Below are 23,774 nucleotides of genomic sequence, written 5' to 3'. Positions count from 1 at the left end.
CGGGCGCGGTCATTCGATGGGCAGGTCGTCCCGGTAGGACCACACGCGGCCGGCGCTGAGGCTGTCGAGGTAGTCCAGCAGGGGTTCGATCTCGGGGCGGGTCGCGGTAGAGGACGCCAGGACGGCCTTGGCCTCGGTCAGCGGCAGCAGGACCGCGCCGGTCACTTTGCCGTCCGGGTCGTGCACCGCGATCTCGCCGTCCCACTCGGTGCAGTCGAAGGTCAACACCACGGTGGAGGGGTACCTGTCGGTCGTGGTGTTGACCAGGTAGGCCAGCGGGCCCACCGCCCTCAGGTTCAGGCCGGTCTCTTCCTTGACCTCGCGGACCAGGGCCTCGGTGAGGAGTTCGCCGCGCTCGACGCCGCCGCCGGGGATGGACCACATCTCCTTTCCGTCGCGCTGTTCCTGGACGAGGACGATGTGGTCGTCGCGGCGCAGCAGTGCGGCGACCACCTGGACACCGGGCCCGGTGACCGGTGCGGGAGCCGGAACGGCAGTGGTGGCGGTGTCGTTGGCGGTCATGTTCGCTCCAGTTCGGTTCGCAGGGCCGCGGTGCACCCGGGGAGCTGGGCGGGGTCACGGCCGTGCCAATACAGGAAGTACGACAGGGTGATGGCCAGGCGGTGGAAGGCGAGGCGCTGTTCGAACAACGGGTCGGCCACTTCACCGCGTTGCTGCCAGTAGGCGTCCAGCATCTGGTGCCGGTCGTGGGCGGAGGGCAGGCACCAGCGGTCGGGTTTGACGAAGTCGCTGGCATATTCCGCTGTGGTGGCGTGGTCGAAGTCGAGCAGGGCGATCTTGCCGCCGGGACGGATGAGGATGTTATCCGGGTGGATGTCCTGATGGGTATTCACGCACTCGTGATCGCCGAGTGTTTCGGCCAGATGCAGGCCGCGCTGGCGGGCTGCCTCGGCGAGCGCGGTGGGAATCAGCCGGTGTCGGCGCAGGCCGTCCAGGAGGTCGGCGAGCTGGCGGGCGCGGGAGGCCGGTGTCGCCACGAGGGGACGTGGTGGCTGGATGGAGTGCAGCAGGGCGATCTGGCGTCCGAGCCGCGGCCACAGGTCCGCCGTGATGGCGTTGTCCTGGCGGGCTTCGGCGAAGGTGCGGCCATCCAGCCATTCCTGGAGCAGGAAGGGGCCAAGGTCAGGGTCGGCGCCCACGCGCAGGACCTGCGGGACCGCGACGCCGCCCGCCCTCGCGGCGCTCATGGCCGCGGCCATCTGACGCAGATGGGCTTCGCCCTCACGGTTGTTGAGCTTGAGGAGATAGGCGCGGCCGTCGTCGGCAAGGTGCCAGCAGGTGTTGAAGCGGCCCTGGGGCAAGGGTCGGGCGCTGAGGGTTTTGGCGCCGGGCAGGAGACGGTGGAGGGCCGTGCGGTCGAGCGTGGCTGTGGTCATCGTCCGGCTCCCGCGATGACGAGGCCGGCGGGCAGTCCGTCGCGCATGAACACCTCGTGGACGTTCTCGGCGAAGTCGATGACCTGCTCGACGCCGAGCTGGTCCGGGTCGCGAACGTCCAGGCGGGGCAGTGCGCCGTGCAGCTGGCGGCCGAGGTCGAAGGGCGCGGCGAGTTCGACGGCATCGGTCCTGGGTTCGGACAGCGCGGTGAGCGCCAGGTGCAGGCCGCTGTCGCTGACCCTGCCGTCCACGGTGCACAGTCCCGCGGTCGCGGAGCGTGCCGCCAGTACGGTGCCGATGCTGGTGGGGGCGAGAAGTTCCGCCAGATAGGCGGTGCCGGTCCAGGTCCGGCCTGTCTCGATGTCCAGCTCGATGTCGAAGAACCGGTTCGGGAAGCGCCGGAACTGCTCGCGCCGAAGGTGCCGGCGGCGCGGCAGCAGCACATCGGCGTTGTGACGGGCGGTCTGGACGACGGGGGCGGCGGCGCCGTCGGTGCGGCGCACCCTGATCTCGGCCGAGGTGTCGATGGAGAAGGAGTAGTCGTCGCTGTGGGGGCGGAGGAATCCCGCCGCGTCCTTGCCGATCTTGGCGGTGATGGCATCGGGGAAGATCTGCAGCTCGTCGGTTCCGGTCTCGCCGAGGGCCTTGTACTCGGCGGAGCGGAAGGTGCCGTCCGCCTCGTAGTTCAGCAGGACACGCAGGGAGCCTGGCAGCAGCAGAGTGGTGTGGATGGCGCCGACCAGGGACAACTGCTGCTGGTGGAGGTCGAGGACTTCGAGGAAGTAGCGCTCGGTACGTACGCCCATCAGCTCGTTGGCGAAGGGATTCTTCAGGTCGGGCGCGTAGATCCACAGGTCGCCGCCGGCCCGCGCCTCGCCCCAGCGGATGTCCTGCATCTGCTCGCCGGTGGCGCGACGGTGGGCGAAGGTGTGAAAGGAGTAGCCCGGCACCTGCGGGTCACGACGTCCTTCGGGGTGGACGACGAAGTGACGGAAGCAGTCGGTGTGGGTGCGGGTGTCCGCGACCACCTCGGAGGTGATGCTCCGCCCGCTGCCGCGGTCGTCGGAGGCCGTCGCGCGGGCTTGGCCGGTGGCCTCGGCCAAGTGCCCCGCGAACGCGGTGATCTGGGCATCGGTCAGCGAGGCGGAGGCGTAGAAGTGGTAGAAGAGGCGGGTCCCGCCGCCGCCGTGCGGGTCAGGGAGGCTGAGGGGGACGAGCCGGTAGCGGTCGCACACTTCCGTCGGCAGCCGTCCGCCGGGGTGGCTGAAGGCGGCGGAGACGACGGGCGCGTGCGGGGCAGGCACCAGCAGGGCCTCGGGGTCGGCGGCCCGTACGGCGGCGGTGAGCTGGTCGCGGCGTTCGAGGCAGCTGGTGGTGAGGGCGGTGTAGCCGGCACGGCCCAGCGTGTGCAGCGTGGCCCACAGGGCTGCCGCGGTGGCGCCGGGGCGGGAGCCCAGCACGGTCTCGTCGGGGATCCGGGTGTGCGGGTCGATGCGGGTGACGTGTTCGAGCAGTCCCTTGCGCACGAGTAGGGCCCCGCACGCGTACGGCATGAGGCCGGCCTTGTGGGGGTCGACTGCCATGGAGTGCACGCCGGGGCTGCGGAAGTCGAAGGGCACGTCGGGGGCCGTGAACGGGAAGACGAATCCGCCGTGGGCGGCATCGACGTGCAGGAAGCAGCGAACCTGTTCGGGGTGCTGGAAGGCGAGGTTGCGCAGGTCGGCGGCGATCTCGTCGACGGGGTCAGCGAGGCCGCTGTTGTAGTAGCCGGCGGTGGCCACCACGATGATGCCGGTGATCCCGGCCGTGATCGCCTCGTGGGCGGCGTGGCTGACCTGTTCGCGGGTCAGGGTCCAGGCCGGTCCGGCAGGCAGGCGTACCAGGTCGAGGTCGAGGATCTCGGCGGCCTTGGCGACCGAGGCGTGGCACAGGCCGGAGGTGATCACGCGGACCTGGTGGCCGTCGGCGCGCAGCAGGTTGCGAGCGATGCGCAGGGCGGCGAGGGTCGCTTCGCTGGCGCCGCTGGTGAGGTGCCCGTCGAGGGCGCCGCCGCGATAGAGGTCGGCGAGGACGGCCAGGGCTTCCTTCTCCAGCCGCCTGGTGCCCGCCTTGCCCTCCCCGAAGCGGGTGTGGGTGCCGACGTTGTTGGTGTTGAGCGCGGACCAGTCGCCCAGGACGCGTACCGCCTCGGGATGCGGGGCGGCCATCGCGAAGCCGAGCCGGGTCTGCTCGGGGTCGTCCCAGGCCGGTATCTCGCCTCGGGCCTGCGTGAGATGCTCGTCGATCAACGCGCGGCTCCAGCCGGCTTCGGGGAACGCGGTGGGCACGGCCCAGCCGATGTCGAGATCACCCATGAAGTGCCTCCTGCTCTCTCAGCGGGCTATCTCGCCCAGGTGCTCGGTCTTGGTGAACCTCAGTTCCCGGCCGGTGAATCGGGCGGCACTCGCGCGCACGCCCAGCAGCCACGGGCCGAGCGCGGTCACCGCGGGCTGCAGCATGTAGGTGGCGACGGCCGCCGCGGGGTGCGGCTGCCGCCAGGTGCCGCCGGCCGGGCCGGGCACACGGAAGTCGTCGAGGATGTGTCCGCGCAGCCGGTAGGTCACGACCGGCTCGAGGAGGCCCGCTGCCAGAGCGGCGGCCACCAGGGGCTTGAACTGCCGCTTCACCGCCAGGTGGGTGGCAGCGGCCCCCATTACCACCGGCCCCAGCGCCCAGGACGCACCATCGGCCAGGGCGCGGGCCGCCAGAAGCCTCTGCTCGGCAGGTGAGAGGCGGGTGGGGTGCGCGGCGGTGAAGCGGTAGTCGTGGCGGGTGGCGGTGTTCGCGAAGGCCACGCTGCTGAACGCGCGCGCCATGGCCCCCACGCTCTGGTACGGCTCGACGATGTTGACCGAGGGCAGGACCGCGATCGGCTCGCCGGCCATGCTCAGGCGGTGACCGACGGCGAGGTCGTCGTGCGGTTCCTGGAAGAACCCGACGTCCTCGATCTTGTCGCGGCGGACGATGAGCCCGGAGCCCACTCCGTAGACCATCGGGCGCGCGAGCGTCGCCAGGAGCCGGGGGCGCCTGCCGGGAGCACACCAGCGGGCCACCTTGATACGGCGGTACTCGATGCCCAGGGTGCGGCGGAATGAGGCAAGATCCTGGCCGGACATCACCGCCGAGCGCCGCCCGCGACTGCTGCCGGGGAAGGCGGGCAGCATCGGCTGCTGGATCATCGCGGGCCGATCCGTTGCGGCGCGGGCGAACTGGGAGGAGAGCCGGGCATCGGGGACAGCGTCGGCGTCGAACACCGCGACGTAGTCCCCCGCGGGCGGGGATAGCTTGTCCAGCGCCGCCACAGCGTAGTTGAGCTGGGAGGCCCGGCGGCCCTGTCCCGGGTAGGACACGACGGTGAAGACCTCCCTAGCGAGGGTGGTGTTGTGCTGGTGGGCAAGGTTCCGGCACACGTCTTCGGTGGTTGGCCGGCCGCTGGGGGGCTCGGCGGCCTCGCGTGCAGCGGTGACGACCAGGACGCGCAACGTGGGCCACTCGGCGGCGAGAGCGGCGAAGTGTTCGAGCGAGCGGGGCATCACCGCCTGCTCCCGCAGCGCAGGAATGATCACTGTCAGGGCCGGCGTCTCCTCGGAGAGTTCCTCCTCGGGTCGGTCGGCCTCGGTGCGCAGGGACCGGTAGGACAAGGCCAGGGAGGCCGTCATGTAGAGGGCCCTGGCGGTGTAGGCGGCGGCGAGCAGTCGGCTGGCACGGATCACGGTCGCTCCTGATCGGTCAGGCCCAGTTCGGCCAGGCACTGTTCGGCGTCCTCGAAGTAGCGGGGGCGGGCTTGGGTGCGGCGGGTCAGGATGCGGTCCCGCGCGGTGGATGCCGCCCATCCGCGCGAGCGCAGAATTGCGTAGGCGGCGGCCGGGGAGCGGTTGGCTCCGGCCGTGCAGTGGACGTACAGCCGGGCGTTGTCCTCGCGTGCCGCCCGTTCGGCGAAGGCCACACAGGCGGAGTACCAGTCGGTGCCGCGCGAGGCTCCGTCGTCCTTGGTGGACGCCGAACACCACACCAGGCTGGGGCAGATGGCCGCAGGTGGCGGCATCGGGCGCGGGGTCCGGCAGTCCAGGACGTGGGTGACGCCCCGATTGAGAAGTTCGCCCACGGCGCGTGTGCTGTCGGGTGCGGCGCCGAGCAGGAGCCAGGTCGTCACCGGATGGGCGTCGAGGCGGAGTTCAGCGCCCATGGACAGCCTCCTGGGCCGTCGGGCGAGGAGCGGTGTAGATCCGCTCGGCGGTGCCGTGGACGAGCCGTCGGGCGATGTCCTGGCCCATGGTGACGGCGTGGTCCATGTTGCCGATCTCGTAGCGCCAGGTGCCGAACCGTCCGCGCGAATAGATCTCGTGGCGCTCCAGCCAGGGCTGGATGAGCGCGAGGGCCGTGTCCCGGCCGGTGGTCGGCACCGGGTAGGCGTACGGGATCAGCTCCAGGTGGCTGCTGACGCGCTGGGCACGGTCGGGGACCAGGCCGCAGCGCCGCAGTGCCGTGTCGCACTCCTCGACCAGGCCCGCCTCATCGAGGAGGGTTCCGGCGGGCAGCGACGTCTCGGTCATCCAGGCCGAGTACCGGCCCGGGTCGGAGTCCGGGACGTTGGCCGGTGCGTACCGGGAGAAGTTCGTCGCCCGGTAGAACGGTGTCTCGCCGCTGGGGAAGTACAGCCACGAACGCCGGTCGGTGGTCGGCGACTCGTAGCCGAGGCCCACCATGGCCACGGTGGTGTGTTTCAGGGCCGTGGCGGCCTGGCGTACCTGAGCGGGTGCCCCTGCCGTCATCGCGACGAGCTTGTCAAGGGCACCCGTGGCCACCAGGCTCCCGTAGGAGAGAACGGCGCCGTCGGAGGTCAGCAGGGTTTTCGCCGCTTCATCGATGTGCAGGACGGCCTGACCGGTCCGGACATCTCCCTCCAGGCGGGAGGCCAGCCGCTTCCAGATCGCGCCGGTTCCGCCCGAGGCCGGGAAGGCGAACTGTGCGTTGGGGCCCCACCGGCTCGTCGGCGTAGTTCCCGACACCCGTGTCTGGCGCAGCGCACTGGTGTCCGCGGGAGCGACCCGCTCCGCTATCCACGAGGCGGACATCTCGCTCAGGGCGGTGGCCCATATCTTGCGGTTGTACGGGGCGAAGAACTCCTCCACCAGGGGCGTTCCGTACGTGGCCTCCAGCCACGCACCGAAGTCCGTTCCAGCAGGAGCGCGCCCGCGGGCCTGAGCCGCGGCCAGGCCCTCCAGGCACTTCTGGGCCCGGGCCACGGGAAGGTGGTGCAGGTGCTGCTGGAAGGGATAGGGCACCCATCGCCCACTGTGCCGGACGAACGAGGAGCGCTCGTGGTGCAGCAGCTCATGGGGCGCGAACAGCTCGTCCAGTAGCGTGTCGAAGCTCTTCATCGTGGAGAACACGACGTGACCGCCGAGGTCCCAGGTGAAGCCGGCCTCGTCGACGACCGAGGCCCCTAAGCCCCCGACCGTCGGCGCGGCCTCCAGCAGTACCCAGTTCCGGTGACCAAGGCGCTGGAGTTCGTGAGCGCATGCCAACCCGCACGGACCCGCACCCAAGATCACCACCGGGACGGCGGACTGGGCTCTGGTGTTCCTCACGACTCTCTCCTCCTCGCATGGCCGGAAATTCTGCCGGAGCCGGACATTTGTCCCAGCACGGCTGGCTGGGCCTGCTGGCTGCTGGAGCTGGGCGTCACAGGTCCGGCAGCCGGAGCCGGTAGGTCTGGCGCGTGCCGCCCGCCGACAAGGGCAAGTCCGGTGCGAAGCCGAGGTGTTCGTAGAAGCCCCGGGCGCCCCGGCCTGGGTGATCCGGCCCGAACGTCGTCACCTCGACCGTGCCCGGGCCGGCGGTGAGGTCGCGCAGGGCGGTGCGGACCAGGAGTTCGCCGATCCCCCGGCCGCGCCAGGCGCCGCCGACCGCCAGCCAGCTGATCTCGTACCGCGGGGGATGGGCCGACATCAGCAGTCCGCCGGCGAGCTCACCACCGGGCACCTCCCGCTCGGCGTGTACGCACAAGGCGGTTCCCCGCTCCATGTTGCGCTCCACGGCTGCCCGAAACTGCGGATCGTCGACCATGGGGCCGAAAAGGTCCTCGACCTCGCTCGCGAGGCAGAGCCATGCGGGGAGATCGGCCCGGACGGCAGGAACGGCCTGCATACGTGTACTCCTGACGGTGGGGACCGGTGCTGCCGAGCGGATCTTTCCTGGACGGTCAGCAATGGCCCTCTCCTTTTTCACCGTCGGGGAGGTTGTGGCCGAGGCGGAACCACACCTGCTTCCCGGTGAGCAGCGGCTGGGTATGTAGCTCCTCGGTGAGCTCGGCCAGCAGGAACAGGCCCCGGCCGCACTCGGCGTCTTCCGTGGGCTGCTTCACCGCGGGGAGCGCGTCGTCGAAGTCGGTGACACCGACCAGGACGCCGTCGGGCGTCTCGCGGATCAGGAGTTCGCAGCCGCCCGGTGTGTGCTTCCATACGTTCGTCAGAAGCTCGGTGACACCGAGCTCGGCCACGAAGCTCAGGTCACTCTTGCGCCACATCCGCAGGAGGATCCGTACGATCTCGCGCACGGGCTCCATCGAGTCCGGGCTGATCTCCGGCAGCACCATGTGGTTCTGCCGTACCGGGCTGATCACCATCCCAGGCACTGACCCTCCAAGCGGCGCGGACGTGCACTCGAAACGCGGTGACACAACGTAACCGCCATGCCACCGTCCGATGGGCGAGCCTCGATAATGGACCGCCAGCTACCCCTTCGACAAGCAGTCCTTGAGGAAAGTCTTTCCTTCCGGGGAGATGGCATATTCCCGAACTGGCCGAGGCGCTACTCTTTCGCGCAACACAAGGAGGTGGGCATGCCCGTCGAGCCAACCCCGCGACGCCGCCGCCTGGGTGCAGAGCTTCGGCGCATCCGCGAGGCACTTGGATGGACGCAGGAAGAGGCGGCCAAGCGCCTCGGCTACCGCTCCTTCTCGACGGTCAGCAAGATCGAGAAGGGGGTCCAGGGACTCAAGATCCAGCAACTTCCACACTTTTTCGAGGTATATGAGATCAACGACCAGGACCTGCGCGAAGAGCTGCGCGCCCTGGCGCGCCGGGCCGGCGAAGCCGACTGGTGGCAGCAGTACCAGGGAGTTGTCGACGACCCGCTCGGCGACTACCTCTCCCTGGTGGAGACTGCCAGCAGCCTGTTCGTCTTCAACCCCGCAGCCATCCACGGGCTGCTCCAGACCCCGGAGTACGCCAGGGCCGTGACCGAGGGCAGCCGGGCCTGGAAGACGCCAGAGAACATCGACGGCTTCGTGTCCATGCGCCAGGAGCACCAGAAGAACATGCTGGAGCGCGACCCGGCGCTGAGAATCTGGGCAGTCCTTCCCGAAGGGCTCCTGCGTCAGGAAGTCGGCGGCCGACCCGTCATGCGCGCCCAGATAGAGCATCTGATCGACCTCGCCCGCACGGCGCCCAACATCACCATCCAGGTCCTGCCGCACCGGGTCGGCGCGCACGCCGGAATGGACGGACCGTTCATGCTCATGTCCTTCCCGACCGGGCGGGACTCGGTGTGCATCGAGTCCATGCGGGCCTCGCTCCACCTCAACGAGCCGGAAACGGTGGAGGTGTACCGCACCACCAGTGACCTGCTCAAATCCGACGCTCTCTCTCAGAAAGCGTCGCTGCCACTTCTCACCACCATTGCCAAGGACCTTGCATGAACAAGAACGAACTCGACCCGGCGTGGGTAGAGTCCCAGCTGCGTGACGCCCAGTGGCTGACCAGCAGCGCCAGCAGCGGCGGCACCAACTGCGTCCAGGTCGCCTTCCTCGGCCAAGGCATCGTGGCCCTGCGTGATTCCAAGAACCCCAACAAGGCCCCGCACCTGTTCACCGACTCCGAATACGACGCCTTCGTCAGCGGCATCCAGAATGGCGAACTCCGCCGCCGCTGATTCTGCTGCCGCAGTCGGCCGGTCCTCAGACCTCCCCGGCCGGCCGACTCCTTGCGCTCATTGTCGTGAGTCCTCTGTTCCGCTGGTCGAACGGGCAGCACTATGCCGGGGAGCGCTGCTCGTCGACGACCGCGTACAGGTGCTCGCCGTGAGCCCAGCGCTGTTCCGATCACAGATGTTTCGTGAACGCCCCGCGTGACAGGCTTCCGTTCTAGTGGTCGTCGCAACACCCCAGCTCAGGGGATGCGATGGAGTTCGAGGTTCGGAAGGTCCGGGCGCCACAAGGGCGCAAGAAGCTCCACGCTGAGCGGGAGGAATACTTCCGGCTTGTGCAACAGGGCTACAGCAACAAAGAGGCGTCCCAGCGTGTAGGCGTCCACCCGCGGACTGCTCGCGGGTGGCGCAACGGTCGCCTGCTCAACAGCGGCAGAGTCGAGCCGCCCGTTCGTTCGCAACGGGCGGCCGTCTCTGTTTCGTCCGGCCGATACCTCGGCGAGCAAGAGCGCCTAGACATCGCGGACCGGCTACGGGAGAGAGCGTCCATCCGCACGATCGCCGCCGAGCTGGGCCGCAGCCCCTCCACGGTCAGCCGGGAGATACGCCGCAACGGCGCTCTCTGGCGCGGCACCGAGTGGACCTATCGGCCCCACGCCGCCGAGTCTCGCGCGGCTGCCCGCCGACCCCGTCCCAAGCCCGGGAAGATCGGCCGGTGCCCACGGCTGCGGGACTACATTCAGGAGCGTCTGGAACGGCGCTGGAGCCCGGAGCAGATAGCCCACCAGCTCCGCCGGGACTTCCCCGACGACCTGGAGATGCGCGTGACGCACGAGACGATCTGATCCTGTGCTCCGTCACAGAGTGGATCAGCGCGAAGGCCGTGGTCGTGAGTTTGGTGCATCAGGGTGTCCTGCGGGATGCGTTCGCGGAAGTGTCACACTTCCGGTCGGAGTTGTACGCGTGCATGACCGCGCGGGGCGATGCGTTGTTCGAGTTATGCGACGCGCTGTTGTGCACGGACGGGCCGGTGCGGACGCTGGTCGATCTCGCGCTCGCGCCCGAACACCGTCGTGGTCACGGAGCTCTGTACGGCGGGCTCAACCAGGGGCGGATCGACGTCGAGCGGCTCGTCGCGGCCGGCCAGTGGAAACCGGGCGACCCGGAGGTCCCGGTCGTGCTGGACGCCGGATACGACGCCCCGCGCATCGCCCACCTGCTGGACGGACTGCCTGTCGAGATCCTCGGCCGGCTCCGGTCCGATCGCGTGATGCGACGGCCGACACCGCCGCGGGTCTACGACCCCAAGGGCGGCCGGCCGACCAAGCACGGCGGCGAGTTTGTCTTCGGCGCCCCGGCCTCTTGGGGCACCGAGCAGGCCGTGACGACCACGGACACCCGGCTCTATGGGAAGGCGACCGCGCGAGCCTGGGACCGGCTGCACCCCAGGCTCACCCGCCGGGCGGCCTGGATCGGCTACGACGGCCCGCTGCCCATCATCGAGGGCACCGTCGTCCGCCTGGTCGTGGAGAAGCTGCCCAGCGGCGGGGTGAACAAGCCGGTATGGCTGTGGTGGTCGGGCACCGGCGCCACCGAGGCGGATGCCGACCGCTGCTGGCAGTCGTTCCTGCGTCGCTTCGACGTGGAGCACACGTTTCGTCTGTTCAAGCAGACGCTCGGGTGGACCAAGCCCCGGCTTAGCAGTTCGGAAGCGGCCGACCGGTGGACATGGTTGGTGATCGCTGTTCATGCCCAGCTCCGGCTGGCCCGCCCGCTGGCCACAGACCTGCGGCGGCCCTGGGAGAAGCCGGCTGAGCCGAACAAACTCACACCAGCCCGCGTCCGCAGGGGGTTCAGGAACCTGCACGCGAGGACCGGTTTTCCAGCCGGTGCACCTAAACCGTCCCGACCCGGACCAGGTCGGCCACCGGGTTCGAAGAACCGCCGCCCAGCCACCCGTCATGACGTCGGCAGAGTGCTCGCCACCGGTGAGGCGTTCAGCCGTCCCACCCACCACAAGGTCGGCACGAAACCGCGTCGAACTGGATAAATGACAAGCTGAAGCTCCGTCGACACGGCATTGCGCCCCTCGCCAGCCGGAACAGTGCCCGTCTCGCGCTTGCCACCGACCTGCCAGCATCAGTTCTCGCCGACTTCACCAGCACTAGCATCAGCAACTCCACTCGCTGGACCGGATACGCCAAGAGGGACTGGCTCGACTACATCGCCAGCCGCACGCAGGACCGTCCCTGAAGCACGCCTCCTTGCCTCGTCTTCCTGGACTCAGCGCATCCCGGGCAGACGACGCAACTCGTTGACCTTCATCAGCCGCGCGAGAAGGAGGTATCCCACGGCTGTTGCCAGCGCCCCGGTAGCCAGTGCGACGGCCGTGGGCCACGTTCCACTTCCCATGCCCGCACACGCACGCGCTGCAGCCCAGCCCAGCCCAGCAGCCGGGCCCGCAGCGCAGAACAGCTTCACGTAGGTGCGGCCCAGGCCGCCGTCGTCGATGCGACCCCCAAGCCTCCTGCGCAGCAGATGCGCGGTGAGTGCGAGACCGGCCACGTAGGAGAGGGTGTAGGCGCCGGCCATGCCGACGACCGCCCAGCGGGCGGGCAGGAGTAGATGACAGGCGGTGGCCAGGGCGATGTTCACGCCCGCGATCCAAGCCGCCATGAAGAACGGAGTGCGCGTGTCCTCGAACGCGTAGAAGCCGCGCAGCAGAAGGTACTGGGCAGAGAACGGGATGAGCCCGAGGCCGAACGCCTGCAGCATGTACCCCAGCGGTCGCACCGAATCGGCATCCGCCGCCCCGTGGGCGAACAACAGCGAGGCGATCTGCGGCCCCAGAGCGAGGAAGAGGAACGCAGCGGGCACAATGACCACGCCGCTGATCCGCAGCACCCGGGACAGGTCCGCGCGTAGATCCGGGATACGCCCCTCAGCGACAGCCCGGCTCATCCGCGGCAGCAACGCCGTCACCAGGGACACCGTCACGATCGACTGCGGCAGCATCCAGATGGTCTGCGCGTACGTGTAGGCCGAGTAGCCCGCGCCGGCCTGCGGCAGTTCCTGGTCAGCGGCGTTGGCGTAGTTCGTGACCACCGTAAGGGAGACCTGGTTGGCCAGGACGAACAGCAGCGTCCACTTTGCCGCGTGGACACTCCTGCCCAAGCCGGAGCCCCGCCAGTCGAACCGCGGGCGGAACCGGAACCCGGCCGCGCGCGCGAACGGGATCAGCGCCAAGGCCTGCACGGCGATACCTGCCGTCGTCCCGATCCCCAGCAACTGCACCTGGTCGGCGGTGATGTCCTCCACCCGGCCGGGAACCGTCATCAGCCCCAGATAGGCGGCGAACATGCCAACCAGCACCACATTGTTCAGCACTGGGGTCCACATCATCGCGCCGAACTTCTCACGCGCGTTCAGCACCTGCCCGTAGATGCTGAAGAGCCCGTAGAAGAAGATCTGCGGCAACAGGAACCGCGCGAACGTCACCGTGAGCTCGAACGCCTCATGACTGTCCGGGGTGTCCCGCATGTACAGGCCCACGATCTGCGGCGCCGCCCACACCGCCAGCGCCGTCCCCACACCCAGTACACAGACCACGAGCGTGACCAGACGCTGCTCGTAAGCGCGTCCGCCATCAGGCTGCGTTGCCCTGGCTCGGACCAGCTGCGGCACCAGCACGGCGTTGAGCGCGCCACCGATCAGCAGCGTGTACAGGCTCGTCGGCACGGTGTTCGCCGTGTTGTACGTACTGGCCAGCAAGCCCGTACCCAGCGCTGCGGCCTGCAGCACTTGGCGGATCAGTCCCGTCGCCCGTGACACCACCGTGCCAACAGCCATCAACAAGGACGAACGAGCCAGCCCGCCCTTGTCCTTCTTCCGCCGGGCGGCATGCCGCCCCCTTGTCTGCTGCTCCTGCGGCATGGTCTGCGCCGCGGAGTTCGCCCCCTCCACCATGCCGTCAACCTATGCCCCAAGGTCTCAGGGCCCCAATCCGCTCCCTCACACACAGCAGTTCAGCGAACCATCGCCGGGACTGGCTTCGTACACGACAGTGAGCAGCGTTCTGACAGCGGTTCGGGAGGCACTGGGGAGGCTGGCCCGCGTCGAACGCTCACGGCTTTGAGCAGCAGCCCGGGGGCGTAGGCGAGGTCGGTCGTCTGCCGCTTCCTGAGGGGCTGGAAAAGCGCTGGCTACGGGGCAGGTGGTCCGCCGTGGCGGCACCTTGCCGGGTGCCAGACCCGTGGTCCGTGTTGCTGCTCAAAGCCGTGAACATCGACATCGCCGCCGTGCAGGTGCCTTCCGCAACGGTGAACAACTGCTGACGCGAGTCGTGAACAAAGCCACCGGGACCGTGGCCACAGGAATACGACAGCCACGGAACAAGTGCTCTGCGCCAGTTTCGAAAGAACTCGGCTGCTGCCTGGAGTGCTTCGACGGCACGCCCACGCACCCCAGCAGCCTCATGACCCACCGGCTCGCCGCGTGAACCGGCCCCGTCCCGACCACACAGGCCGGGACGGGGCCCGCACAACCCGGGCGGCCGCAGCACCGACAAAGGCCGGCCGCCCGCTCCCTCACCCATCGAGATCAGGAGAGACCCAGCATGACGCATCGTCCCGCCACCTTCGCCGCCCTGCTCGGACTGACCCGCGCCGCCAGCGCCCTCGGAGATTTTTGGATCCAGGACGATTTCTGCGCCCGCGTGAAGGGCGCCTCGGATGACCACCCGGTCACCTACGAGGACCCGGCCATGAAAGAGAAGACGACGCATGGCACGGCCGATGGCCGCAAGGCGTGCCTGACCCATTGCCTGACCTATACGGCCACGCAGGCGATCGTGGCCGGGGCCGGGGCCCGCGCGCTCGGCATCCGGGTCCACCCGGCCGCCGCCGCAGCCGCGCTCGCCCTCTCGTTCGGCACGCACTACGCCGCGGACCGCAGGGTTCCCGGCGAGGGTTTGCTGGAGAAGATCGCCACCAGGACCGGCAAGGGCGGTTTCTACCAGCTGGCCTCGCACGGAATGAACGGTGCGTTCCAGCTCGACTCCGCTTGGTACCACGGATGGGAAACGGTCGCCGCCCTCATCGCCACCACCAAGGCCACCACCCGATGACCCGTCACGAGACATGGAGCTCCGCCATGCTCACCGCGCTCATCGCCGTCCTCGGCACCCTCGCCGGAGCGCTCCTCACCGGCACCCTCGCCCACCTCACCCAGCGGTCCCAGCGCGCCGCCACCGAGGCCGCCGCCCGCCGCACCGAGGCCCTGGACGCCGTGACCGGCCTGGCGACCGCGCTCGCCGACCACCGCCGCACCATGTACCTCCGGGAGGAGCGGCGGCTGCGCGGCGAGGACTGGACCACCGAACGGGCCGAGAGTCACACCACCAGGGCCGCGATTACCGCACCCCTCATGCGGCTCGCCATCCTGCTGCCTACCCTCGCCCCGGCCGCCCAGACCGCCGCCGACGCCGCGTGCGCGCTGCGGGCCGTCACCGACGACACCACCCTCCACCACCACGGAACGCAGACTCAGCAGCGGTTCCTGAGACCTGTCGCGCCTCGCCATCAGCTCTCCCCGAGGATCCGCGCCTCGGTACAGCGCACGATCTCGCCGCCCGCGCGGAGAAGCTTGCGCCGTACACGGCTGCCCATCTCGACGTCCATGTCCACCACGAGGGGGGCCTGACCCCAGTTGAGTTCGCTGTTCTCGGCCCAGGCCCGCGCCACTCGTTGTTCGTTGCTCTTGAGCCGCTTCGTCGTGTAGCGGACATGCCGGTTGTCGAAGCGGTCGGCCCACGGCGTTGCCGCCGAGACCGCCACATCCTCCGGACCCGGCTCCGGGGACCGCAGATCGATCCCCGCCGGCAGGTGCCCGACGCTGCGCCCCATCACCTGGTGATCGCTGTCCAGGTCGTTGCCCTCCGGTGTGCGCTGCCGAAGCGCAAGGGTCCGGGCGGCGTCACAGGGGCTGGTTGATAAGCAGCCTTCGGTTCTTCGAATCCGCAGGAAGGCTCGACAGGTAGAGGAAGGAAGTGCCTGTCGGTGAGTGCTTCTGGATGCTCACGCCCGGCTGCATGGGTTTGTAGGCCAAGGCGTGGCCGTCGTTCAGGTCGATGAGCCCGGTCTCGCCGCAGGCGGTGTAGATAAGGAACGTCTCGCCGGGTGCCGCGACGGTGAACCCGCGCCTCCGATACCACCGCAGAGAAGACCAGTTGTTCCAGGCCACCTTCGTGAAGAGCACTTCAACACCGCGCGCTCGCTCGTCCTCCTCCACAGCGGCCAGCAACGATCCGCCGATGCCCCTTCCTCGGTGGTCGGGATCGACAGCGAGCATGCCCAACTCGATGACGGTCTGGCCCAGGGCGGGGCGCATGACCATGGGGTGATCGTCGATCCAGCTCAGAGGCGGGCAAACGTGGATCATGCCGATCACTTGGTCCTGCTGGTCGGCTGCGACGCGGCAGATTGTGTGACCGTGGCGGGTGCGGACGACCCCGCCACGCGTCTCGATGTGCGCGATCAGGTTCTTTCCAGGCCGCACCTTTGGCCGAACCGACTCCTCTGTGTGCTCCAGCGCCTGGTCGGCCAAGCGCCCGACCGCCGCCCCATCACCACGAGCAGCGACTCGGACTGCATAAGGGAAGGGCGTGTGGTGCCGATCCTCGTCCTGTGGCCGTCCCCCTCGGACGACGGGAGGCAGGTGGGCGGCGGACGTGTCAGTGGTCATGCCGACATGGTGCACCCCGGCCGGTGCGTCTCCCGCGCGCACTCACCCGTCCGGCGGTGGCCGGGGAGCGAGAACCATTCCTCCGGACCGTGTCCGCAAATCGCGGACACGGCGCGATAGAAAGGGACATGACGCCCGGTCAGCCCAGGTGTCGGAGACAGGGAGGGAAACCGAGTGAGCACCCCCGAGTACGAGCGCTTCCAGGCCGCGACGATCCGCCGCCCCGACGACGTCCCGCCGGCGACCCCGCTCTCCTGGCACATGGAGCGGCTCACCGAGCACGACCACCGGCTGCACGCCCGCGCTCTGCGCGAGGACTTCCCGTACGAAGTCGAGCGCGGCGACCTCGTGGACGCGCTCGCCGCCATCGCCCTGCGCGAGTCCATGCACCGCCACATCGTGGTCCAGCGAGGCAGCAGGATCCGCGAGGCGATGGAGATGGGTGCGACCTGGTACGAGATGGCCGCCGCCCTGGACATCACCCCGGATGAGGCCCGCACGCTGCTGCGCGAGTGGGCCGACGGACAGCACCGCCTGCACCGCGGCGACGTCGAACGCGCCGCCGACAGTCCCCTCGGGCTCACTCCCGAGCGGCACGCCCAGGTGCTCGCCCTCACCGAGCTGGGCGACAACGAGACCGTCCGGGCGGCAACCCGGTGACGGACGGGACCGAGGACGACGACGCCACCGCCCGCACGTTGATCGCCTACTACCTGCACGACGTCGCCGCGAATGCCGCCGAGGACGGGCACCCCGCCCTGATCGAGGCACCGGCCGCCGAGCGCACCGCGTGGGAGCAGCACGGACGGCTAGAGGGCAACACCCCGCAGTTCGTCTATGGCTGGGCTCAGCAGAACGCCATCAAGGCAGGGCAGGACTCGATGTTCGGCCGCGGCCCCCGGGAGGCGTGGGAGCAGACCAAGCAGCAGAGGGAGGTGGTCGGCCAATGGCTGACCACCCACGGATACCAGACAGAGGGGGTGACGAAGTGACGGTCACGGTCGAGACGATGGCCGCCGGCGACGTCGCCGAACCGGCGGGCGCCCCGGCGGTGCTGGGCCCGGCGGCCGCCGAGCGCCAGGCGCTCATCGAGCGGTGGGCGGAGCGCCAGGACGTCCGACGCCGCCCGCCGTCTGGCCGAGGCCGAGGACCTGGCCGACACCGTTGCCGCCGAGATCACCCCGGAGAACACCACCGACACCTACAACAAGAGCTGGCGGGTGTGGCAGCGGTTCTGCGCCGAGGCCCACCTGCCGGAACTGGAGGCCACCCGCGGCTCGCTGGTGGCGGTTCGTGGCGTGGATGCTGCGCGAGGCCAGCAGAGCGGCAAGGGGTACGCCCCCACCTCGGCCTCCACCCACCTGGCGGCCGCCGTCGTCGGGCTACACCGGCGCGGAGCGAAAGTCTCCGGCGACGACCAGGCCGAGGCCCGCGCCGCCCTGGAGGGCCTCGCGGTCAAGCTCCTGCAGGCCGGTGAGCGGCGCGGCCGCGGACAGGCGGTCGGCGGAGATATCGACGGCCTGCGGGCCATCGCCCGAGCCTGCCCCGACACCCTCGCGGGCGACCGGGACAAGGCGCTCACGCTGACCGGCTTCCACTACGCCAGCCGCAGCCAGGACCCGGCCGGGCTGTTGACCGGCGACGTGACCCTCCACCCGCGCGGCCTGGTCATCGCCGTGCTTGCCGGCAAGACCAAGCACTCGGTGCGCAACGCGAAGATCCGCTATGCCGACGGGGCCGAGATTCGCCCGGTGCGCGCGTACATCGCGTACCGCACCCGGCTGGTCGCCGAGCACGGCGAACAGTGAGCCGGCCCGTCCACGCCGACGTTCGTCGGCATCGACCAGTGGGGCCACGTCACCGGCGGGAGGGTGCCCGACTCCGTCACCCGCGCCATCAAGCGCATCTCGCCGCGGGCCGGGGTGCCGATCGCCTGGACCGGGCACTCCCTGCGCATTGGCCTGGCCTCCGTCGGACGGAAGAAGGGCAAGGACGGCATCGCCATCGCCGACCAGGGCGGCTGGACCCGCCACTCCCGCTCGATGCTCGGTTACATGCAGCGCGACGGCGGCTGGGACGACAACGCCTCCGACGACCTCGCCTGAGGCGACGCATCCCCGTCCCGCCCGGACCCGTTAGACCCAGCGGCCCGCCGTGCGCGGACGTATGTCCTCGGCCCTCACCGGCCGGGCCTCTCCAGCCGAACCACGAAAAGGCGGACCCTCAGATGCAGCACACGCACGCCGTCATCGTCATCACCCACAGCTTCGTTCGGAAACGCAGGAAGGCCAGCTCCGCATCCCTCTACACCGCTCACTGCCCCATCCTCGGGCTCACCGGTACGGGCGCCGACACCCCGCAGGACGCCGCACGCCGCCTCACGGAGTCGATCACGGCCGACGCCGTGGCCACGTTCCAGAACTGCGTGCCCGACGAACTGGTCGTTGCCCTGCCGGTGCAGCTCACGTCGGCCGACGAGGAGGGCGGCCCCGCGATCGAGTGGGGCGACGTCGATGAGGCCGACTTCACCTGCGTCCGAGCCCTGGGCAACAACGAGCCCACCATCGGCGCCGTGCTGCGGCTCCTGAAGGAGACGGAGCGCGAGGTGTTCCTCGGCGAGGTCCACCGGGCGACGCTGGGCGACCAGCTCACCCAGGTACTGACTCGTTGGTGGGTCCACGCGCTGCTCGGCCGGTACAACGCCCCGGTGGCGACCGTCGCGAACATGCGACTGATCGAACTTCCCCCGCAGCGCGACCTCTCGACCGAGGTCAGCGTCTGTCAGACCTGATAGGTCTGACAGGCACCGACCAGGGCGGACATGCAGCCGCTACCGCCCTGCGGCGGTCGCACAGGCGGCCGAGCAGAACTGCGGCGGCACCTTCGGCCCCGCGCCGATCTGGAGCGCCGCACCGCAGGCACAGCGCCCGCCGGCGAGCGTCTGGATGCGTGTACGGGCGGCCTCGGCCACCCGCATCAGCCGGAAGTATTCAGTGTCCATTGCGTGCTGCACCTGCACGGCTTGCTCGCCGAAGTACACGACGTCGACCATGTCCGGCCGCTCGTAGGCCGACGCGATCAGCGCGGCCTGGACCGGGAAGAAGGCGCACTGGGCGACGGCGGCCGCGATCAGTTGGTCGCCCTCCTCGCCCAGCGGCACGGCGGCGGGGCTCTGGGCGCTGAACTCCTCACGCTGGGCGTTCCCCCACTCCGTGGCCATCTCGACGAGCTCGTCCTCGGACCGCGCGGCGAGGTGCCGGAGGGCGCAGTAGGGGATTGAGTGCGCCGAGACCGGCCTGAGTTCGCAGCCGGGGACGCGGCACCGCTCGGTGACGTAGTCGTCCTGGGAGAGGACCAGCTCGAAGCGCCGGCCGCTGCACGCCACGATCAGCGAGTGGAAGCCGTTCCGCGACTCCAGCTCCAGCTCGGTTGACCTGCTGGTGGGCGCCAGCAGACCGAGGAGCAGCAGGACGGCCGAGTACGGAACCGGCCCGCCCAGCGGGGCGAAGTCGAACATCTCCGGTGCCCACTCGGGGCCGACGACCGGATTCTCGCCGGTCCAGTCCGGCGCGGTCCCGCAGGCGGTGAGCAGCTGCCCCAGGGCGAACGGCCCGGGACGGCTTCCGGCCTGGGCCTGGCGGAGCTCGACGGTGTACTTGCCTCCGGTCTTGCGCTGTGCCTGGCGGGCACGCTGGGCGGCGGTGCTCTGGTGACGCGGCATCGGTCTTCTCCGGACTCGACGGGCATGCCCACGCCGCCTGTCGACGAAGAGGAACGGCGTCGGGGCAACGCGGGCCCCGTAGGACCTTGGCCGATCGCGGGACGGCGGCGTGGGCGTCGGCCTGCGGCGGGTGGCGGTGCGCGTCCAGCCGAAGGCACCGTAGCGCAATGAGGAGCGTCACAGACACGTAGCCGGCGGCTGATGCCGGAGGAGAAGCCCTTCAAGCGCGATGCGGATAACGCGGAGAATCCGCTCCCCGCACGGCCAGCACCCGTGCAAGTCCCGACCCCCGGGCGGGGAATTGACGCGGGCCCACGCCCCGGGGGCGGCTACCGTGGCCACCATGAGCACGTCCGCCCTGAGCGCCGCCCCGATCCCGCTGCACATAGCCGGCGAACCCACAGCGCCCCCCGCCCCCCACGTGATCGGCACATCCACCGGAACGGAACGCCCGCCCGCCCCGACGGCACGGCCGGAAGCGGCCGACTGGGCGGCACTCGGGGTGGAGCCGCGGTGGAGGGGCCAGGAAACGGGCGACTGCGCGGCCGTGCTGTCTACCCTCCTCGGGCCCGCCACCGGCCGCGAGCCCTACAAGCGCTACGCCGAAGGAGCCCGGCAGCGCGGTGAGACCGCCCTCGTCATCGCCTGCATCGGCGCGGGCAAACAGAGCCGCAACGTCTTCTCCGGCACGGTCGCTCCCGGCATCCACCTGCCCGGCTATCACGGCCAGATCTCCGCCAGCCCGCTCCCCGCCGGCGTGAGTCCCGAACTCGCCGACGGCCTCGACCACGCCGAACACGACCTCGCCACCCGCCTGCGCAACCACCCCCCGCACACCTGGTTCCGCCTGACCCACCTCAAAGACAGGTCCTCGGGCCATGGAGTGGCCAGAGTTTGGCCGCCGCCGGGGGAGGGAGAGCTGCGCCCGATCCTGGTCGACGGCCTCGGCGCCCCAGTAGCGGGAGTGTGGATGCCGGCAAGCGGCAGTGCCCGCTGGTTCGTGGTTCCCCACGGCACCGACCAGCGGCTGTTGGTCCAGTGGCTGGTCCAGCATGCGCTGCCCGCATACGTGCCCGGCGCGCTGACCCGCGCCCGCTCACCCCTGGTGCGCGACCCGGCGCTGGCCACCGAAGCCGAAACCCGGCTGGCCGAGACCATCGCCGAGGAGCAGCGCACACACGAGCAGCGACAGACCGAGCTGAAGCAGCAACTCGCCGCGCTGCGGGCCGTGGCCGATCCACTTCGTGATCGCCTGCTGTTCGGCACCGGCCACCCGCTGGAGGACGCGGTACACGACGTCCTCGTCGCGGCTGGCGCCACGGTCACCCCCCTCGACGCCGTGTACGGCACCAACTCGGCAGACCTACTGGCCGAGTACGGCGGCCGCCGAGTGCTGGTCGAGGTGAAGTCGGCGAACAACCGGCCACCGCAGAGCCTGCCTGACAAACTCCTCAAGCACCTGAACACCTGGCCCGCTCTACCAGGGACCGAGCCTGTTGACGGCGGCATCCTCGTGGTCAACTACCAGACCAAACTCCCACCCGCGCAACGGGACACCGAGGTCTACACCGACCACGCATTCGCCGACGCGCTGACCCTCCCGGTGATCAGCAGTGCCCGTCTGTTCGACTGGTGGCGCCGCGAGGACTGGGATGCCATGCGACACGCCGTCTTCGCCGACGTCGACAGCGCGCAGCCTCCCGAGACCGCCATGCCGGATACCGAGCCGGAGGCGTCCGGGTGGCCCGGCCTTCTCTCACGCCTGCGCCGCTAGGGCCTGTCTTCAAAGGCAGTTGATGGGGCATCATATGATTCATGGTGCGGCGACATGAGCTCTCGGACGAGGAGTGGGACGTTCTGTCGGGGCTGCTTCCGCGTACGGACACGGGGCGGCCCCGGCGGGACGACCGGGTGATTCTCAACGGGATCGTGTGGAAGCTGCGGACCGGTTCGGCCTGGCGTGATGTACCGGAGAGGTACGGGTCCTGGAGGACGTTGTATACACGTTTCCGCAGGTGGGCGCTCGATGGCACGTTCACGCGGATGCTTGAGGCCGTTCAGGCTCAGAAGGATGCGGCTGGGGACGTTGACTGGCTGGTGTCGGTGGACTCCACGATCACCCGCGCTCATCAGCACGCGGCCGGCGCCCGTAAAAAAGGGCAGACCCCGCAGCGGCGGCACACACTCACGCCCTCGGACGATCCCGTGGCGGACTGACGAGCAAGATTCACCTAGCCTGCGACGGCCACGGCCGTCCGCTCGGGTTTGTCGTCACAGGTGGCAACATCAACGATTGCACACAGTTCGAGCAGGTCCTCGCGCAGATCAAGGTTCGCCGCCCAGGCCCTGGCCGATCACGCAATCGGCCCGATCATCTACTGGGCGACAAGGGATACAGCAGTCGAGGTATACGCAACTACCTGCGGAAACGAGGCATCCCGCACACCATCCCTGAACGGTCGGACCGGCAGGCGAACCGCCGCCGTCGCGGCAGCAACGGCGGCAGGCCACCCGCTTTCGACAAAAAGCGCTACAAGCAGCGCAACGTCGTCGAGCGCTGCTTCAACGCGCTGAAGCAGTACCGGGCCATCGCGACCCGCTACGACAAACCCGCGAATCCTAGGAAGCGGCACTCACCATCGCGTCACTCCTAATGTGGATATGCCCCTTTGAAGACAGGCCCTAGCGAGCGGTGAAGTCCGAGGATCGAGGGAACTTCAGGTTCATACACCCACGACGCTCGGTCACGTCCTTCACATAGGCACGGAAGACGGGCTCCATAAGGTGGGCTGCGACCTTGCCATAGCCGTATCCCAAGGTGAGGGTGTGCACGGCGGGCTTGCCGTCGCAGACTGAAGTGGCCCACCAGGCGGTGCCTTCTTCCACGCGGCCGGCGGTGCCCGGCTTGGTCCGGGTGCTGTCGCCGCCACCGATCGGCAGGCCGACACCATGCGGGAATTCGCCGAAGAAGGACTGGGTGGAGGCCCACCACTCGGCACGTTTGTCCGGATAGTTTTCGCGGAGCGCCGCGCGGTGATCGGGCTTCTTGTCAAGGGATCGGTACAGTTCCTGGGCCTTCTCGGTTCTGACGGCCAACCCGCACTTCTCCTGCCACGCCAGCGGGTCGGCACGGGTCTCCAGCACCTCGTCGGGTAGCCAGGCCACGTCCTCTCGATGGGTCCGGCCGTACCAGGAGCAACTGCCCCGAGCCGCAGCCGCCTCCTTCAGCTTGCCGTTGGTTCCCGGCAGTCGACCAGGAGGGTCGGGCAGACGTTCGGCGCAGCCCAGCTTGGCGGCGAGGGCATTGGCGACGTCCACAGCGATGGAGGCGAGGTTGTCGCGGGTGCGCTGATCCATCTGACGACCGCTGAACAACGGAACGTAGCCGTCGACGTACTGAACGGCGGATGCCACCAGGGTGCCCACCGGCTTGCCGTTCCCGGTCCTGGCGTCCGGGCAGGAGAGCCGGACCTGGACACCGCTGTCACTGATCAGGCCCGCGATGCCCCCGCCCACAGGGCTGTCGGGGTAGTTGTAGCGCCGCTGATCGTCGATCAGCGGATCGAAGCTGTCGTCGACGTCGGCCCGGGAGCTCCGTGAGGCAGTGCTCACCCCGGCGGAGAAGAACGCACGGTGGCTCTGGCCGCGCGCCTCACCGGCCTCAGCGCTGGCCAGCATGCAGGTGCCACTGATGTTGTCCACATCAATGGATTCACCGTTGCTGCTGATCCGCCCGCCGGACAAGGGGAGTCCACGCAGCTTCTCCTGGGGGACGAGGCCGGCGCATGCCTCGTCGACGACCCGCTCGTCCTGCCAGTCGGCCCATAGGGTCCAGCCGCCGAGGCCGGCGGCGACCACGGCACCGACGCACACCAGCAGGGTGATCGGCCTGCGCCACCACGTTCGCTTCATGCCGAGGGAAAATACCAACCTTCGGTGTCGAGGAT

The 23,774-nt window shown here is 69.5% G+C and carries 24 protein-coding genes and 1 pseudogene; 13 read left to right on the top strand and 12 right to left on the bottom strand.

All coding sequences use genetic code 11. The annotated features are described in order from the left end of the window. Positions 1 to 9 precede the first annotated feature (9 nt). The 8 genes from OHA98_RS41690 to OHA98_RS41655 form a co-directional block, all read right to left on the bottom strand. Positions 10 to 522 carry an NUDIX domain-containing protein gene (locus OHA98_RS41690; protein ID WP_266933627.1) on the bottom strand — a complete coding sequence of 171 codons (513 nt, stop codon included), beginning with the start codon at positions 520 to 522 and terminating at the stop codon, positions 10 to 12. Then, positions 519 to 1,397, bottom strand: coding sequence for a phosphotransferase family protein (locus tag OHA98_RS41685; protein ID WP_266933626.1), 879 nt, complete (start codon positions 1,395 to 1,397; stop codon positions 519 to 521). The genes OHA98_RS41690 and OHA98_RS41685 overlap by 4 nt, the downstream gene beginning before the upstream one ends. Continuing rightward, a complete protein-coding gene (locus OHA98_RS41680; RefSeq protein ID WP_266933625.1) occupies positions 1,394 to 3,751 on the bottom strand; it encodes a pyridoxal-dependent decarboxylase in 2,358 nt (785 codons plus the stop codon). Before OHA98_RS41680 ends, OHA98_RS41685 begins: the two co-directional genes overlap by 4 nt. A gap of 18 nt (positions 3,752 to 3,769) precedes the next feature. Continuing rightward, entirely contained in the window at positions 3,770 to 5,149 is a 1,380-nt protein-coding gene (locus tag OHA98_RS41675; protein ID WP_266933623.1) for a glycosyltransferase family 2 protein, read from the bottom strand. Further along, the gene (locus tag OHA98_RS41670; protein WP_266933622.1) at positions 5,146 to 5,622 is read right to left on the bottom strand and encodes a hypothetical protein; all 477 of its coding nucleotides are present in this window, start codon (positions 5,620 to 5,622) and stop codon (positions 5,146 to 5,148) included. Before OHA98_RS41670 ends, OHA98_RS41675 begins: the two co-directional genes overlap by 4 nt. Beyond that, complete coding sequence (locus OHA98_RS41665; protein ID WP_266933620.1) at positions 5,612 to 7,027, bottom strand: NAD(P)/FAD-dependent oxidoreductase; 1,416 nt, start codon at positions 7,025 to 7,027, stop codon at positions 5,612 to 5,614. The genes OHA98_RS41670 and OHA98_RS41665 overlap by 11 nt, the downstream gene beginning before the upstream one ends. A gap of 94 nt (positions 7,028 to 7,121) precedes the next feature. Next, positions 7,122 to 7,586 (bottom strand): GNAT family N-acetyltransferase, encoded by a 465-nt coding sequence (locus OHA98_RS41660; RefSeq protein ID WP_266933619.1) that lies wholly within the window; start codon positions 7,584 to 7,586, stop codon positions 7,122 to 7,124. Positions 7,587 to 7,641: 55 nt separating this feature from the next. After that, positions 7,642 to 8,064, bottom strand: a complete 423-nt coding sequence (locus tag OHA98_RS41655) for an ATP-binding protein (protein ID WP_266933617.1) — start codon at positions 8,062 to 8,064, stop codon at positions 7,642 to 7,644. A 216-nt stretch (positions 8,065 to 8,280) separates the two neighbouring features. On the opposite strand from OHA98_RS41655, the gene OHA98_RS41650 reads away from it, so the two are divergent. From OHA98_RS41650 to OHA98_RS41635, 4 genes are all read left to right on the top strand, one after another. Further along, complete coding sequence (locus OHA98_RS41650) at positions 8,281 to 9,138, top strand: helix-turn-helix transcriptional regulator (protein WP_266933616.1); 858 nt, start codon at positions 8,281 to 8,283, stop codon at positions 9,136 to 9,138. Beyond that, the gene (locus OHA98_RS41645; RefSeq protein WP_266933615.1) at positions 9,135 to 9,371 is read left to right on the top strand and encodes a DUF397 domain-containing protein; all 237 of its coding nucleotides are present in this window, start codon (positions 9,135 to 9,137) and stop codon (positions 9,369 to 9,371) included. Before OHA98_RS41650 ends, OHA98_RS41645 begins: the two co-directional genes overlap by 4 nt. A 248-nt stretch (positions 9,372 to 9,619) precedes the next feature. Further along, positions 9,620 to 10,210: a helix-turn-helix domain-containing protein gene (locus OHA98_RS41640; RefSeq protein ID WP_323179730.1), complete on the top strand. Its 591-nt coding sequence runs from the start codon at positions 9,620 to 9,622 to the stop codon at positions 10,208 to 10,210. A 44-nt stretch (positions 10,211 to 10,254) separates the two neighbouring features. Further along, positions 10,255 to 11,415 (top strand): transposase, encoded by a 1,161-nt coding sequence (locus OHA98_RS41635; RefSeq protein ID WP_266933613.1) that lies wholly within the window; start codon positions 10,255 to 10,257, stop codon positions 11,413 to 11,415. Positions 11,416 to 11,648: 233 nt separating this feature from the next. Here OHA98_RS41635 and murJ read toward each other — a convergent pair whose 3' ends face one another. Next, positions 11,649 to 13,331, bottom strand: coding sequence for a murein biosynthesis integral membrane protein MurJ (gene murJ, locus OHA98_RS41630; protein WP_266933612.1), 1,683 nt, complete (start codon positions 13,329 to 13,331; stop codon positions 11,649 to 11,651). Positions 13,332 to 13,980: 649 nt separating this feature from the next. Between murJ and OHA98_RS41625 the strand changes: the two genes are divergently transcribed. Both OHA98_RS41625 and OHA98_RS41620 read left to right on the top strand, forming a co-directional pair. Beyond that, positions 13,981 to 14,490, top strand: coding sequence for a hypothetical protein (locus OHA98_RS41625; protein ID WP_266933611.1), 510 nt, complete (start codon positions 13,981 to 13,983; stop codon positions 14,488 to 14,490). Between the two features lie 26 nt (positions 14,491 to 14,516). Further along, positions 14,517 to 15,065: a hypothetical protein gene (locus OHA98_RS41620; RefSeq protein ID WP_266933610.1), complete on the top strand. Its 549-nt coding sequence runs from the start codon at positions 14,517 to 14,519 to the stop codon at positions 15,063 to 15,065. Between the two features lie 273 nt (positions 15,066 to 15,338). Here OHA98_RS41620 and OHA98_RS41615 read toward each other — a convergent pair whose 3' ends face one another. Further along, on the bottom strand, positions 15,339 to 16,106 hold the full coding sequence (locus OHA98_RS41615; RefSeq protein WP_266933608.1) for a GNAT family N-acetyltransferase: 768 nt from the start codon (positions 16,104 to 16,106) through the stop codon (positions 15,339 to 15,341). A gap of 174 nt (positions 16,107 to 16,280) precedes the next feature. Here OHA98_RS41615 and OHA98_RS41610 point away from each other — a divergent pair, with 174 nt between their 5' ends. The 5 genes from OHA98_RS41610 (at position 16,281) to OHA98_RS41590 (ending at position 18,897) form a co-directional block, all read left to right on the top strand. Then, a complete protein-coding gene (locus OHA98_RS41610) occupies positions 16,281 to 16,766 on the top strand; it encodes a hypothetical protein (RefSeq protein WP_266933607.1) in 486 nt (161 codons plus the stop codon). Next, on the top strand, positions 16,763 to 17,098 hold the full coding sequence (locus OHA98_RS41605) for a hypothetical protein (RefSeq protein WP_266933606.1): 336 nt from the start codon (positions 16,763 to 16,765) through the stop codon (positions 17,096 to 17,098). The genes OHA98_RS41610 and OHA98_RS41605 overlap by 4 nt, the downstream gene beginning before the upstream one ends. Before the next feature lie 228 nt (positions 17,099 to 17,326). Next, complete coding sequence (locus OHA98_RS41600) at positions 17,327 to 17,914, top strand: hypothetical protein (RefSeq protein WP_266933605.1); 588 nt, start codon at positions 17,327 to 17,329, stop codon at positions 17,912 to 17,914. A 63-nt stretch (positions 17,915 to 17,977) separates the two neighbouring features. Continuing rightward, the gene (locus OHA98_RS41595; RefSeq protein WP_266933603.1) at positions 17,978 to 18,211 is read left to right on the top strand and encodes a hypothetical protein; all 234 of its coding nucleotides are present in this window, start codon (positions 17,978 to 17,980) and stop codon (positions 18,209 to 18,211) included. Positions 18,212 to 18,333: 122 nt separating this feature from the next. Further along, positions 18,334 to 18,897 carry a hypothetical protein gene (locus OHA98_RS41590; protein ID WP_266933601.1) on the top strand — a complete coding sequence of 188 codons (564 nt, stop codon included), beginning with the start codon at positions 18,334 to 18,336 and terminating at the stop codon, positions 18,895 to 18,897. A gap of 39 nt (positions 18,898 to 18,936) precedes the next feature. Here OHA98_RS41590 and OHA98_RS41585 read toward each other — a convergent pair whose 3' ends face one another. Continuing rightward, positions 18,937 to 19,827 carry a hypothetical protein gene (locus OHA98_RS41585; RefSeq protein WP_266933600.1) on the bottom strand — a complete coding sequence of 297 codons (891 nt, stop codon included), beginning with the start codon at positions 19,825 to 19,827 and terminating at the stop codon, positions 18,937 to 18,939. Positions 19,828 to 20,170: 343 nt separating this feature from the next. On the opposite strand from OHA98_RS41585, the gene OHA98_RS41580 reads away from it, so the two are divergent. Next, entirely contained in the window at positions 20,171 to 21,601 is a 1,431-nt protein-coding gene (locus OHA98_RS41580) for a hypothetical protein (protein WP_266933599.1), read from the top strand. Between the two features lie 41 nt (positions 21,602 to 21,642). Next, a pseudogene (locus OHA98_RS41575) lies at positions 21,643 to 22,513 on the top strand (IS5 family transposase). On the opposite strand, the gene OHA98_RS41570 reads toward OHA98_RS41575, so the two are convergent. Continuing rightward, positions 22,510 to 23,739: a hypothetical protein gene (locus tag OHA98_RS41570; protein WP_266933597.1), complete on the bottom strand. Its 1,230-nt coding sequence runs from the start codon at positions 23,737 to 23,739 to the stop codon at positions 22,510 to 22,512. The pseudogene OHA98_RS41575 and the gene OHA98_RS41570 sit on opposite strands and share 4 nt — an antisense overlap. Positions 23,740 to 23,774: the final 35 nt, after the last annotated feature.

The sequence above is a fragment of the Streptomyces sp. NBC_00654 genome, assembly GCF_026341775.1.
Lineage (GTDB): Bacteria > Actinomycetota > Actinomycetes > Streptomycetales > Streptomycetaceae > Streptomyces.
Note: the sequence above shows the minus strand (reverse complement) of the source record. Positions and strands in the feature narration are given on the sequence as shown.